Origin of the sequence: Microcella indica (genome assembly GCF_013414345.1) — a bacterium.
Classification (GTDB): Bacteria; Actinomycetota; Actinomycetes; order Actinomycetales; family Microbacteriaceae; genus Microcella; species Microcella indica.
Genome location: NZ_CP058670.1, coordinates 1,812,987 through 1,825,544, shown reverse-complemented (window position 1 = coordinate 1,825,544; position 12,558 = coordinate 1,812,987). Strand labels below are relative to the sequence as shown.

The 12,558-nt window shown below is 68.4% G+C and carries 12 protein-coding genes and 3 pseudogenes; 10 read left to right on the top strand and 5 right to left on the bottom strand.

Translation table 11 applies throughout. The features are described from left to right. Positions 1–7 precede the first annotated feature (7 nt). The 7 genes and pseudogenes from HUJ41_RS08945 to HUJ41_RS08915 all read left to right on the top strand — a co-directional run. The gene (locus HUJ41_RS08945; RefSeq protein WP_179872275.1) at positions 8–1,042 is read left to right on the top strand and encodes an aliphatic sulfonate ABC transporter substrate-binding protein; all 1,035 of its coding nucleotides are present in this window, start codon (positions 8–10) and stop codon (positions 1,040–1,042) included. Continuing rightward, positions 1,039–2,118: a Gfo/Idh/MocA family protein gene (locus tag HUJ41_RS08940; RefSeq protein ID WP_179872274.1), complete on the top strand. Its 1,080-nt coding sequence runs from the start codon at positions 1,039–1,041 to the stop codon at positions 2,116–2,118. Before HUJ41_RS08945 ends, HUJ41_RS08940 begins: the two co-directional genes overlap by 4 nt. A gap of 26 nt (positions 2,119–2,144) precedes the next feature. Continuing rightward, a complete protein-coding gene (locus HUJ41_RS08935; RefSeq protein ID WP_179872273.1) occupies positions 2,145–3,575 on the top strand; it encodes a sulfatase family protein in 1,431 nt (476 codons plus the stop codon). After that, on the top strand, positions 3,568–3,840 hold the full coding sequence (locus HUJ41_RS08930; RefSeq protein ID WP_179872272.1) for a YidH family protein: 273 nt from the start codon (positions 3,568–3,570) through the stop codon (positions 3,838–3,840). Before HUJ41_RS08935 ends, HUJ41_RS08930 begins: the two co-directional genes overlap by 8 nt. A 48-nt stretch (positions 3,841–3,888) precedes the next feature. Continuing rightward, positions 3,889–5,141, top strand: a protein-coding gene (locus HUJ41_RS08925) for an IS3 family transposase (protein ID WP_179872076.1) whose coding sequence is annotated in 2 segments (ribosomal slippage) — positions 3,889–4,171 and positions 4,171–5,141 — 1,254 coding nt in all. Because the reading frame shifts where the segments join, the coding sequence is not laid out codon by codon here. Between the two features lie 140 nt (positions 5,142–5,281). Then, positions 5,282–5,623 carry a DUF202 domain-containing protein gene (locus tag HUJ41_RS08920; RefSeq protein WP_179872271.1) on the top strand — a complete coding sequence of 114 codons (342 nt, stop codon included), beginning with the start codon at positions 5,282–5,284 and terminating at the stop codon, positions 5,621–5,623. Beyond that, positions 5,617–6,378, top strand: a pseudogene (locus HUJ41_RS08915) (SUMF1/EgtB/PvdO family nonheme iron enzyme); the annotation flags it as partial. The gene HUJ41_RS08920 and the pseudogene HUJ41_RS08915, both read left to right, overlap by 7 nt. A 21-nt stretch (positions 6,379–6,399) precedes the next feature. Here the strand turns inward: HUJ41_RS08915 and HUJ41_RS08910 are convergent. Next, positions 6,400–7,545: pseudogene (locus HUJ41_RS08910) on the bottom strand (IS3 family transposase); the annotation flags it as partial. An 85-nt stretch (positions 7,546–7,630) separates the two neighbouring features. On the opposite strand from HUJ41_RS08910, the pseudogene HUJ41_RS12790 reads away from it, so the two are divergent. Next, positions 7,631–7,747: pseudogene (locus tag HUJ41_RS12790) on the top strand (formylglycine-generating enzyme family protein); the annotation flags it as partial. A gap of 3 nt (positions 7,748–7,750) precedes the next feature. On the opposite strand, the gene HUJ41_RS08905 reads toward HUJ41_RS12790, so the two are convergent. The 3 genes from HUJ41_RS08905 to HUJ41_RS08895 form a co-directional block, all read right to left on the bottom strand. Further along, the gene (locus HUJ41_RS08905; protein ID WP_179872270.1) at positions 7,751–8,710 is read right to left on the bottom strand and encodes an NYN domain-containing protein; all 960 of its coding nucleotides are present in this window, start codon (positions 8,708–8,710) and stop codon (positions 7,751–7,753) included. A gap of 33 nt (positions 8,711–8,743) precedes the next feature. After that, positions 8,744–9,685: an SDR family oxidoreductase gene (locus HUJ41_RS08900; protein ID WP_179872269.1), complete on the bottom strand. Its 942-nt coding sequence runs from the start codon at positions 9,683–9,685 to the stop codon at positions 8,744–8,746. 132 nt (positions 9,686–9,817) lie between these two features. Further along, entirely contained in the window at positions 9,818–10,846 is a 1,029-nt protein-coding gene (locus HUJ41_RS08895; protein WP_179872268.1) for an NAD-dependent epimerase/dehydratase family protein, read from the bottom strand. Between the two features lie 64 nt (positions 10,847–10,910). Between HUJ41_RS08895 and HUJ41_RS08890 the strand changes: the two genes are divergently transcribed. Together HUJ41_RS08890 and HUJ41_RS08885 are read left to right on the top strand one after the other, a co-directional pair. Continuing rightward, positions 10,911–11,528, top strand: coding sequence for a hypothetical protein (locus HUJ41_RS08890; RefSeq protein WP_179872267.1), 618 nt, complete (start codon positions 10,911–10,913; stop codon positions 11,526–11,528). Positions 11,529–11,566: 38 nt separating this feature from the next. Continuing rightward, positions 11,567–11,740: a hypothetical protein gene (locus tag HUJ41_RS08885; protein WP_165638050.1), complete on the top strand. Its 174-nt coding sequence runs from the start codon at positions 11,567–11,569 to the stop codon at positions 11,738–11,740. A 12-nt stretch (positions 11,741–11,752) separates the two neighbouring features. Here the strand turns inward: HUJ41_RS08885 and HUJ41_RS08880 are convergent, their stop codons facing one another. Beyond that, positions 11,753–12,535, bottom strand: a complete 783-nt coding sequence (locus HUJ41_RS08880) for an alpha/beta hydrolase (RefSeq protein ID WP_179872266.1) — start codon at positions 12,533–12,535, stop codon at positions 11,753–11,755. Positions 12,536–12,558 lie beyond the last annotated feature (23 nt).

Below are 12,558 nucleotides of genomic sequence, written 5' to 3'. Positions count from 1 at the left end.
GGAAGCCATGAGAATCACCACACGACAGACGGCGGCCAGCGCGCTCGCCGTTGCCGCGGCGATCACGCTCGCCGCGTGCTCGGCGCCCGCCGAGGAAGCCCCTAGCACCGACGGTGACGACCGTGAGCGCGTCTCGCTCACGGTCGGCTACATCGACACGAGCATCAACGGCGTAGGCGTCATCGTCACGGCGAACGAGCTCGGACTGTGGGAGGAGGCCGGCATCGACGTCGAGCTCATCCCGTTCACCAACGGCCCCACCCAGATCCAGGCCATGGCGGCCGGGTCCCTCGACATCGGCTACATCGGCGGCGGCGCCATGTGGCTGCCGATGTCCGGCCAGGCGACGGTCATCGTCCCCAACGAGAGCACGTACGGCGACTCGCTCATCGCGTCGCCCGCATCGGGCGCGACGAGTCCCGAGGACCTCGCGGGCCTGCGCGTCGGTGTACCCGACGGCGGCTCCGGAGAGATGATCCTGACGCTCGCGCTCGAGTCGGCGGGCCTCACGATGGACGACATCGAGCGCGTTCCGCTCGACCCGCCGAACGTCGTGTCCGCCTTCGTGGCCGGGCAGATCGACGTCGCTGCGATCTTCTCGCCCCTGAGCGACCAGATCTTCGAGAACGTCCCAGACGCCGAGGTCATCGCCAACAACCGCGACTTCCCCGAGACCGCCTTCGTCGGTGGCTGGGTGGCGTCGAACCAGGCCGTCGACGACAACCCCGAGGCGGTCTCCCGCTTCCTCGAGGTGTGGGCGCAGGTCAACGACTACCGCATCGAGAACACCGAGCAGGTCGTCGAGTGGGCGTCCGCCGAGTCGGGCACTCCCGTCGAGGGTTTGCAGGGTCAGGCGGACAACCTCGAGTGGTGGAGCTCGGAGCAGATCCTCGCCGACAACGAGTCGGGCCTGACGGTGGAGCGCTTCGTCGCTCTGCAGGACCTCTTCCTCGAGCTCGGCCGCCTCGACGCGCCCGGCGACCCCGACCGGTTCGTCAACACGCAGCTCTTCGGCGATGCCATGGAGGCTCTGAACCGATGAGCGCGGCACGGATCCCCTCGCCGGTGCGGATCGGTGTGCTCGGCGCGGGATTCGTGGCCGACTTCTACCTGAGAGCGCTGCGCCACGTGCGCGGTCATGAGGTCAGCGCTCTCGCGGCACGGAACGCGGAGAAGGGGCGGGTCGTCGCGGAGCGCTACGGCATCCCGACGGTCGTCCCTTCTCTGCGGGACCTCCTCGAGGGCGACCTCGTCGACCTCGTCGTCGTGGCGCTCCCGCACGATCTCCATGTGGCGGCCGTGCGGGAGATCGCCGCGGCGGGCAAGGCCCTGGTGGTCACCAAACCGCTCGGGCGAAACTCTCGCGAGGCGGTCGCGTGCCTGGACGCCGTGCGGTCTGCCGGGGTGTGGCACGGATACGCGGAGACCGAGGTCTTCGCCCCGGGGCTCGTGAAGGCCAAGGAACTCGTCGACGCCGGGGCCATCGGCCGCGTGACGAGCGTGCGAGCGCGCGAGGCGCACGGGCACCCGCACGAGCACGCGCGGAATGCCGAGCGCATGGGCGGCGGGCCGCTGCGCGGCCTCGGCTGCCACTGCGTCGCGATCGGGCGCTGGTTCATCGGCTACGACACCCTCCCCGTTGAAGTGATGGCGTGGGCCGATCGACTCACCCGCGACGACGTCACGACAGAGGACCACGGCATCGCGATCGTGCGATTCGCCGACGGTCGCATCGCCCAGGTCGAGGCGGGCTGGAACCACCAGGCCGGCCTCGACGTGCGCAACGAGATCCAGGGCACGCACGGCTGGATCAGCACCGACGAGACCGGCTCGACGGGCGTCCGAGCGTTCGCAGGCAATTCGGCCGGTTACGTTCTCGAGAAGGCCGGTCAGGACACCGGGTGGATGACACCAGTCGCCGAAGAGCCCTTCACCTACGGCTACCACGCCGAGATGGCGCACTTCGTCGAATGCTTCACGGCCGGCGTCGAACCGCGCCAGACTCTCGTTGACGGATACATCGACAACGCGGTCATCGATGCCGCCTACGCATCCGTGGAGTCCCGGCAGTGGGAGCCCATCGATCTCTCCGCACTGCGACCGGATGACGGCCGTTGACCACCGAACAGGAAAGCACCCCGGGAATGCCCAGCAGCGCACCACGACCCAACATCGTCATGATCCTCACCGACGATCACGCCTCGCACGCGATCAGCTCCTACGGCTCGGTCATCAACCGCACGCCCCGCATCGACGAGATCGCCGAGGCGGGCACGCGCTTCGAGCACTGCTTCGCGACCAATGCGCTGTGCACGCCGAGCCGAGCATCCATCCTCACCGGTACGTACTCGCACGTGAACGGCGTCAAGACGCTGCTCACCCACATCGACGCGAGCCAGCCCACCTTCATCTCGCAGCTGCGCGATTCCGGCTACCGCACGGCGATCGTCGGCAAGTGGCACATGGGTGACGGTGACGGCCACAACCCCGAGAACTTCGACTACTGGGATGTGCTCATCGACCAGGGTGAGTACCACGACCCCCAGTTCCTGTCGAAGGACGGCGTGCGCATCGTCGAAGGCTACGCGACCGACATCATCACCGACCTCGCCACCGCGTGGGTCGAGGGACTCGAAGGCGACGACCCCTGGTGCGTGCTCGTCTACCACAAGGCGCCCCACCGGCCGTGGGAACCCGACGAAGCGCACGCGGGCATGTACACCGACCCGGTCCCCGTGCCGACCACGTTCTGGGACGACCTCGAAGGGCGCTCCTCGGCGACGCGTCGCGCGACCATGCGCATCGCCGAGTACCTGTCGACCGAGGACCTCAAGGTGCCCGTACCGGAGGGCCTCAGCTACGAGGAGGAGTGCCTCTGGAAGTACCAGCGCTATCTCGAGGACTACCTCGCGTGCGTCGCATCGATCGACGACAACGTCGGCCGCCTCACCGACTGGCTGCGTGAGCGCGGCGAGTTCGAGGACACGCTCATGATGTACACAAGCGATCAGGGCTTCTTCCTCGGCGAGCACGGCTGGTTCGACAAGCGCTTCATGTACGAGGAGGCGCTGCGCATGCCTCTCGTCCTCAGCTACCCCCGTGTGGTGCCCCCCGGGGGAGTGCACTCCGGCATCGTGACGAACGTCGACTTCGCGCAGACAATCCTCGACGCGGCGGGCGTTGAGCACCACCCGCGCATGCAGGGCAGAAGCTTCTGGGGCGACCTGACGGGCGTCGACGCCCTGCCGCCGGCCGAGGGCATGTACTACCGGTACTGGGAGAACGACGACATCAATCACCGCGCGCCCGCCCACTACGGCTACCGCGACGACCGGTACAAGCTCATCTACTTCTACAACGACGGCCTCGACATCCCCGGCACCGGCAGGTTCAGCTACCCGCCCGAGTGGGAGATGTACGACCTGGAGACGGACCCCGACGAGGTGCGCAACGTCGCCCACGACCCGGCCTACCGCGAGATCCGCGAGCGCCTCGAAGTAGCCATGTGGAACGCCCAGCGTCAACTGGGCGACGAGCCGCACCCGAGCCAGCCCGTACCCGCCCGCCTTGCCTGAGCCGACGCCGAGGCGGTTTCCCCGCCGAGTGTTCTCGGTTGGCGGTGAACCCGATCCGCGTTTTTCGCTCGCGAACGAGCGCACGTTCCTCTCCTGGGTGCGCACCGCGCTGGCACTCATGCTCGCGGGCGTCGCACTCGAAGTACTTGACGCGCCGATCCAAGGCGGGTGGCGACTGGCGGCGGCGCTCATTTTCGTTGCCCTTGGGCTCGTGGGCAGCGTGCACGCCTGGGTATCGTGGGCCTCTACAGAGAAGGCCATATGAATCCCCCCGGCGTGTTCGGAGACTCGATTCCTTGGAAGGATCAGTCTCATGGCACGACCCAACAAGTATCCGCGCGAGCTTCGTGAGCGCGCAGTCCGCATGGTCGCCGAGGTGCGGCCTGACTATCCCAGCGAGCACGCCGCGATCACCGCGGTCGCCGGCATGCTCGGCATCGGCTCGCCCGAAACGGTCCGAACCTGGATTCGGCGGCAGCAGGTCGATGTCGGCCAACGGCCGGGGGTGACCACCGAGGCGCAGGCGGAGATCAAGAAGCTCAAACGAGAGAACGCCGAGTTGCGGCGGGCGAACGAGATATTGAAGGCGGCTTCGGCTTTCTTCGCGGCCGAACTCGACCGGCCAGCGAAGCGATAGTCGCGTTCATCACCGACCACAAGGACCGCAATGATGGTGGCCTGCGATGGGGTGTCGAGTCGATCTGCGCCGTGCTCACCCAGCATGAGGTGAAGATCGCCCCATCGACCTACTATGACGCCCGCAAGCGTCGACCCTCAGCGCGGCAGGTGTCCGATGAGCGGTGGAAGCCGATCGTGCTGGGCTGCTGGCAGCGGCAACGGCGCGTGCTGGGCGCTCGGAAGCTCTGGTTGCGTCTGCGCCGCGAGGGCCACGACATTGCCCGTTGCACGGTGGAGCGCCTCATGCGCGAGCTCGGCATCGCTGGCGTGCGACGTGGGAAACGCACCAATCCGGTCGATGCTGACCCGCGCGAGACCAGACCTGCCGACCTTGTCGATCGGCATTTCGCCAGGTTCCGCACGAACCAACTCTGGGTCGCTGACTTCACCTACGTGTGGTCGTGGTCCGGATGGGTTTACGTCGCGTTCGTGTTCGATGTTCACTCCCGCCGCATCCTGGGCTGGCGGGCGGCGACGAGAATGACGACGCCGCTGGTGCTCGACTGCCTGGAGATGGCGTTCTGGACCAGGCGCCGCGAGGGCGTCGCCGACTTCGCCGGACTGACGCATCACACCGATGCCGGCAGCGTCTATACGTCCATTGCCTTCACCGACCGCCTGATCGAGGAAGGCATCGACCCCTCGGTTGGATCCGTCGGCGACGCCTACGACAACTCCCTCGCGGAGTCCCAGATCGGACTCTATAAGACCGAGTTGATCCATCACGAAGGGCCCTGGCGAAACGTCGATCAGGTCGAGGCCGCGACCGCGGACTGGGTGCAGTGGTTTAACACCGAACGCATCCACAGTTCGATCGATGACCTCACCCCGATCGAACTGGAGCAGCTCGAATATGCTCTGACCGAGCCCCTCGAACAAGCGGGCTGACACCAGCAATACGCTCTCCGAACACGCCGGGGGGATTCAATACGCGTGTCGCGCCCGTTGCCCGGTATGTCGATCGGGGGAGTCATCGCGATCGGGTCCTCCCTCGCCATCATCGCGATCATCATCGGGAGCGTTCTCACGTGACTGCCGTCGTCGACACGGGCCTTCAGGCGGAGCGCACGTTGCTCGCGTGGCGGCGAACATGTCTCACGCTCGCCGTTGGGCTGGCGCTCGCAATCAGGTACAGCGAGATTCTCGACCCCGCCGTTGCGCTGTGGATCGGGCTGCCCGCACTCGCGCTCACCGTCGCGGCGTATGCCGCCACGTCCGTCCGGTACCGAACGGCCGCGCGTGCGCTCGTTTCCGGCGCTCCTGCCGTGTACGCAAGCGGCCGCGCGGTGGCGGCGGTAAGCCTTGTCACGCTCCTTCTCGGTGTCGCCGCCCTCGGATTCGTCCTCGTCGGCCAGGGAGCCCCGTGGTGAGTGCCGACCTGGTCGCGATAGAGGGGGGATGGTTCCGCATGGGATCGGCATCGTTCTATCCCGAAGAGAGCCCAGTCGTGGAGCGCGAGGTCGCGGGCTTCCGCATCGGTCGAACCCCGGTCACGAATGCCCAGTTCGCAGAGTTCGTCGATGCGAGCGGGTACGTGACGACGGCGGAGAGGACGCTTGATCCCGCAGATTTCCCTGACGCTCCCGGTCTGGACACCTCGCCTGGCTCCCTCGTGTTCACGCCGCCGGCGGGCCCCGTCGACCTCAGGGACTGGCGCCTATGGTGGCGATGGGTTCCTGGAGCGTGCTGGCGGAGTCCCTTCGGGCCGGGCTCTGACGTCGAGGGCAAAGGCAGCCATCCGGTTGTCCAGGTTTCCGCGGACGATGCCGATGCGTACTGCGCATGGTCCAACACTCGACTGCCGACCGAGGAGGAGTGGGAATTTGCTGCTCGCGGGGGTCTCGACGGTGCGACGTTTGCGTGGGGAGAGGAGCCGCAACACGTCGGGTCTCTGAAGGCGAACACGTGGCAGGGAAACTTCCCGTGGCGCAACACCGGCGCGCTCGGGTGGCGGGGAACGTCTCCCGTGGGCACGTTTCCCGCCAACGGGTTCGGGCTCGTCGACATGACCGGCAACGTGTGGGAGTGGACGTCGACCGCGTGGACGGATGCCCACCACGCCTCCACGTGCGAGTGCTCGCCGCAGGTGTCGGTCGACGCTACCGCCCGCTCGCGCGTCGCCAAGGGAGGTGGCCTGACCCCGTGTTTCGGTCCACGCCGTTTGGGAGTCGTCACGGGTTTCGATGCGTGCAGTCCCGAGCATAGGCCGCCGGGGTCCGGTAGCCGAGCGCGGAGTGGCGACGGCCATGGTTGTAGTCCCTTTTCCAGTCGCCGATCACGACCCGGGCATGGTGCAGGCTGTAGAAACTGTTCAGGTTCAAACACTCGTCGCGAATGCGGGAGTTGAACGATTCCACGTAGCCGTTGCGCCACGGCTGGCCCGGCGGAATGTAGGAGATCCCCACCGAGTCGTTCGCCCAGTCGGCGAGGGTTTGGGAGACGAACTCGGGCCCGTTGTCGCACCGCAACACAGTCGGCAGGCCACGGTGGGCGACGATGCGCTCCAGTTCGTCCACGAGCCGGTCGGCGGTGATCGAGCGCTCCACGAGCCCGCCGACGCATTCGCGGGTGTGCTCATCGATGATCGAGGCGATCTTCAGGTTGCGACCGTTCTCGGTGGCATCGAACTGGAAATCCACCGCCCACACCGTGTTAGGCGCGTCAGCCGGGATAGGTTCAGCGGTGGAGGCGCCGACGCGTTTGCGGCGACGACGCACGATCACCCGCAGGCCTTCCTCACGCCAGAGCCGTTGGATCTTCTTGACGTTCACCACCCAGCCCTCACCGACGGCGTCGGCGTGGGCGTTGCGGTAGCCGCGCCGAGGATGAGTCTTCGCCCACGCTCGCAGCCACGTCCGCAATGCAGCGTCTGGGTCGGCGCAGGTCTCCGAGACCAAGGGTCGGCGCCAGGCCGATCTGCTCAGCCCGACCAGACGACACGCCATCCGCTCACTGATGTCGAACACGCTCAGCAAGTGACGGATCGCGGCGCGGCGTCTGCCCGGGCCTAAAAGTTTCCCTCTGCCAGCTCCTTCAACGCCGCCTTCTCCAGCTCCGCCTCAGCCAGCAGTCGCTTCAAGGTCGCGTTCTGTTTCTCGAGCTCTTTGAGCCGTTTCGCGTCTTCTGCTTTCAGGCCGCCGTATTGGTTGCGCCACCGGTAGTAGGTCTGCTCCGACACGCCGAGCTCCCGGCAGGCAGCTGCAACGTCGCCGCCATCGGCCAGGACACGGTCAGCGATGCCGAGCTTGCGAACGATCTGTTCCGGCGTGTGCCGGCGCCTTCTCGTGGTCATGATGAATCCAGTCTTCCTCCCCGACGAGCGGGGCAACAAGACGACTCTCATAACGAACGGACCGAAAATCTGGGGTCAGGCCAGAGGCTCGCACCTGTGCGCACCGGAGTACTGCCTGCGATACCGCCCCGCCGCCCGCACGCGGCAGAGCCGTGATTCCTCGACAACCCACATGGGCTTTCGAGTCGCGTGCGATGCCTGAGCCCTAGTCGCGCAGGCGCACTCGGCGGTTCTGCGAGCTCTCGTCGAGCTCGGCGACCTCCTCGCGCGACTTGACGAACGCGCTGAACGACGAGAAGCCGAGCACCTTCTCGTTGAAGGCGGGGTCGAGGCGCACCATCTGCTTCTTCACCTCAGAGTTGTGCAGCCAGTCGCTGTCGTCCTTCTCATGGGCGAGGCGCAGCGCGCGCACGAGCAGACCGGTCGCCTCGTCCTGCGTCGTGCGCGCTGAGGTGGTGGCGGGCTTCGTCGCGCGGCGACGGCGGGGCTTGGTGTCGGCAGAATCGTCGGTGTCGGCGGCTTCGGCCGCATCCTTCGCGCCGTCCTCCGCCTCGACCGCGCTGCTGAGGTCGGCGGCGATGCGCGACGCGGGGCGGATGCCCGGCAGACCGTCGTAGTCGGCGAACTCGTTGCACGCCGCCTTGAGGCTCTTGCTCGTGCCGCCCGCCACGCCGATACCGACCACGTAGCGGCCGAGGCGCTTGGAGCGCTGCGCGAGCGCGATGTAGTCGCTGTCGCCCGCGGCGATGACGACGTGCGTGATGTCGGGCAGGCGAAAGAGGTCTTCGACGACGTCGACCGAGAGGCGGATGTCGGCGCCGTTCTTCATCTGCTGCGTCGCGGGGAAGAGCTGCGTGAGGTCGACGGCGCGCTCCATGAGCTGGCCCTGGTAGGCGGCGTTGACGCCGATCGACCAGTCCGCATAGGCGCGCGAGAGCACGATCGTGCCGAAGCTCGACGCGAAGTCGAGAATGGCGCTGATGTCGACCTCGGCGTGCCGCAGCTTGTCCTTGATCTCGTCGGTCGCGCCCGTGAGGCCCGCCGGGAGCCGGTAGACGTTGTCTTTGCGCCATGCGCCGCGACCGTGCACCTGGTCGTAGCGGGAGATCACGATGTTGTCGAAGTCGATGTAGACCGCGACACGACCTTCGAACGGTTCAGCCATGGGGCCAGTCTGTCAGGCCCGCGGCGCGCACGGTCAGACTGCGGGCACCTGCTCCACGAAGCGCACACCGGTGAGGCTCTCCGAGACCGCCCAGAGGCGGGCCTCGGCCGCGCGATCGCGGGCGGCGCGGGGGATGCGCGCTCGTGCCGGCTCGCCGCGCACCTCGAGGAAGCCCTTCGGGCCGTAGTAGCCGCCCGGCTCGGCGTCGGGGCTCGTCGCCGCGTACAGGGACGGCAGCATGCCGACATCGACCGTCTGCATGATGCGGGCGGCCAGGCGCTGGCGGCGCTTGCTCGGCGCGACCCCGCGCCGCGGGCCCGTCGTCTGCAGGTTCGTGAGGGTGCCGCCCGGGTGCGCGGCGGTGCTCAGGAGCCCCCACCCGTGGGCGTCGCTGCGGCGCTGCAGCTCCCGGGCGAAGGAGAGGTTCGCGAGCTTCGACAGGCCGTAGGCGCCCCAGGCGCTGTAGCCCTGCTCCGCGTTCAGGTTCTCCCACTGCCAGCGGCCGGCGTTCGCGGCAAGGCTGCTCGTCGAGACCACACGCGGTGCCTCGGCGCGCACGAGGGCGGGCAGCAGATGGCCGGTGAGGGCGAACGGACCCAGGTGGTTGCTGCCGAACTGCAGCTCGAAGCCGTCCTCGGTGCGCTCGAGCTCCGGCACGGCCATGATGCCGGCGTTGTTGATCAGCAGGTCGATCGGGCAGTCCTCCTCCAGGAGGGAGTGCGCCGCGGCGCGCACGCTGTCGAGCGAGGCCAGATCGAGGTCGAGCAGGCGCAGCGTCGCGGCGGGATGCTGCTCGAGCAGCCGCGTACGAGCGTCCTCGCCCTTCTCCCGATTGCGCACCGCCATGACGACCTCGGCGCCCGCCTCGGCGAGCCGGCCGGTGAGGCCGAAGCCGAGGCCGCTGTTGGCCCCCGTGACGACGGCGAGGCGTCCGGTGAGGTCGGGCACGGTCGTGTCGAGGGCGCGGCGCGGCATGGGGCTCCTAGGTGTCAGAACGGTCGAGTGCTGTCATCACACCATTCGGAGCGCGCGGCACGCTGGACGGGAACCCGGTGTCGGCTGGGAACCCGGTGTTGGCTGGGAGCGCAGTATCGGCGGGGAGCGCAGTCAGACGCCGAGCGCGCGATCCTCGGCGGCGTAGTCGAACCAGTGTTCGGCGCCGTACCGCGCGAGCCCGGGGAAGAGCTCGCGCCAGTCGCCCTCCGCGACGCGCGCGAGCATCCAGTCGAGCGCAGAGCCGATCGTCGACCGGTGCGTGCCGAGGGGCTCGTAGCCGAGCTGCTCGCGCGCTGCCTGCATCGACAGCACCATGGGGTTCGGCGCCGCCCACGGGTGCGCGCCGACGCCGTCGACGGGGGGCCCCGCGAGCAGATCGAATTCGGCGGTGTGGCCGACGTGGGCGAAGACGTCCTGCCCGATCTCGAGCGCCGTGGGCACCGGGTCGTCGACGGCGTTGAGAACCCGCTGGCCCGGATGCTCGGCCGCGAGCCGCACGAGCTCGGCGATGTTCACCGTCGCCGATGTCGAGAACCTGCTCTCCCCGCGGTAGGCGAGCGGCACGCGGTCGCGACCATCGAGCGCGCGACCGAGGAAGTACCACTCGCGCAGCGCCGGCGACTCGGGGCCGTGGATGGCGCCGGGGCGCAGGATCGTCACGGGCAGTGCGTCGATCGCGAGCAGGGCGCGCTCGAGCGCGGCCTTGCCGGCCGAGTAGCCGGTGCGCGCGCCGGGGCCCGCCTCGCCGACGGTGGGGTGGTCCTCGGTGATCGGCACGGGGTAAGTGGGAAAGTCGTCGACCCCGGTCGCGTCGTCGGGTGAGGAGCCGTCGATCCCCGCGTAGACGGACGCCGTGGAGATGACGACGAGCGACCCCACATCGCCCGCGAGGGGCGCGTACGTCTCCGCGTGCTCGGCGGTGTAGGCGACGCAGTCGAGAACGAGGTCGGCGCCGGAGGCGGCGGAGCGCGCAGCCGCCGCATCCTCGCGGTCCAGGGTGAGGGTGCGCACGCCCTCGACGGTGCTCGGGCGCTCGCCGCGGTGCGCGACCGTGACGTCCCAGCCGTGCGTGAGGAGGGTGCGGGCGGCGGCTGTGCCGATCTGACCGGATCCGCCGAGAAGAATCGCCCGCTTCTGCATAGGCTGAACTCTAGAGCGCACGGGTTGCGCTTCGACACCCCTCTCCCCACCCTCAGGAGCACTCATGGCGAACTCGCCGATGACCCGCACCCAGTTCTCCAGCAGCCTCATCGCCGGCGCTGTGGCGCACACGATGTTCCAGACCGGCTGGTTCGGCTTCGGCATGTCGCTCGCGGGTCTCGCGGCAGCGGCACTGTTCGGCAACCTCGTCGACGTCATCGGCGACGCGATCGGCAGCGAGGCCGTACCGAGCTTGTTCAACTCGCTCGGCGTGGGCGCCGACATCCTCTTCTGGGTGCTCATCGCGATGCTCATCGGCAGCCTCGTGCTCGTGCTGCTCGCCGTCATCGTGAGCGTCTGGCTGCTGCGCCTGACCGGTCAGCGCAAACCGTGGGCGGTCACGTGGGCCTCGCTCGGCATCACGGCCGTGCTCGACATCGGCCTGTTCTGGCTGTACGTGTGGCTCGCCACGGCCGTGACCGACTCGCCCGTCGCCGGCCCCGTGCTGCTGACACCGGTGTTCGCGCTCGTGGGGGGCATCCTGCTCGGAGCCCTTGTGTGGTGGGCGATCGCGCACGCCTTCCGCAACAAGTCGGCCGAGCAGCAGGGCGGCGACGGCGAGAGGGGCGACGGGGATGCGGCCACCGCCGCACCCGCCCCGGTCACACCCGCCGAAGCCTGAGGCCTGAATCGCCTGCGACCTGGCAGAATGGCGACACCATGAAAATCACCGTCGTGATCGCCTCGCTTGCGCTCTTCTTCGCCTCGTTCCTGCTGTTCGCCTACGCCTTCGCGGTGCCGGACGAGTTCAAGGCGATCATGTTCTTCACGGGCATCCTGTCGATCGCGCTCTCGCTCGCGATCCCGTTCCACATTCTCGGCAGCCGCGAGTAGCGCGAGCGCGCGCTAGCGCAGAAGCTCGACGAGCAGTGCGGTGAGCTGCTCGCGCATCTGCTCGCTCGTGATCGAGCGCTCCCCGTCGCCGGACTGCGGCCCGTAGTCACCGAACGCGGCATGGTTGGCGCCCTCGATGACCTCAAACCGCGCGGTGTCGGGCAGCCGCGCGGCAGACTCGGCGATGGTGTCGAGCTCGGTGAGGCCGTCGTTCTCGGCAGCGATGCTCAGCACCGTGAGCTCGCTCTCGCTCAGGTCGTTGGCGCAGTAGCTGCCGAGCAGCACGAGACCCTCCGCCTCGGAGTCGGCCGCCATCATGCAGGCACGCACGCCCCCGAGCGAGTGGCCCCCGACGAACCAGCGCTCCACGTCGGGCGCGGCTGTCGTGAGGTCGTCGAGCTCGCGCGTGTCGAAGAACGCGAGGTTGAGCGCCGGCTCGGTGATGAGCATCGTGACGCCCTGCTCCTCCACGATGCCGCTGAGCTGGTAGAGGTACGCGTAGGCGTCGACGCGGGCGCCGGGGACGAAGACGAGGCCGGCGGGGCTCTCGGGGAGGGCGATCGAGTCGGCGATCGGAGTCATGAGGATGCCCTCGTCGACGGCGGCGACCTGAATACCGCCGTTGCGGAACACCTCGAGCGTCGCCTCGCGCTCTGCCTGGTACGGGCTGTTGGCCCAGAGGAGGAAGCCGATGATGACGAGGAGCAGTGCTCCGAGGGCGCCGACTCCGACGGCCCGCACGCGGCGGGTGCGCCGGCTGGCGGGGCGACGGCGAGAGCAAGCGTCAGAGGTCATGCCTCATTATCGGCGCAGAGCGC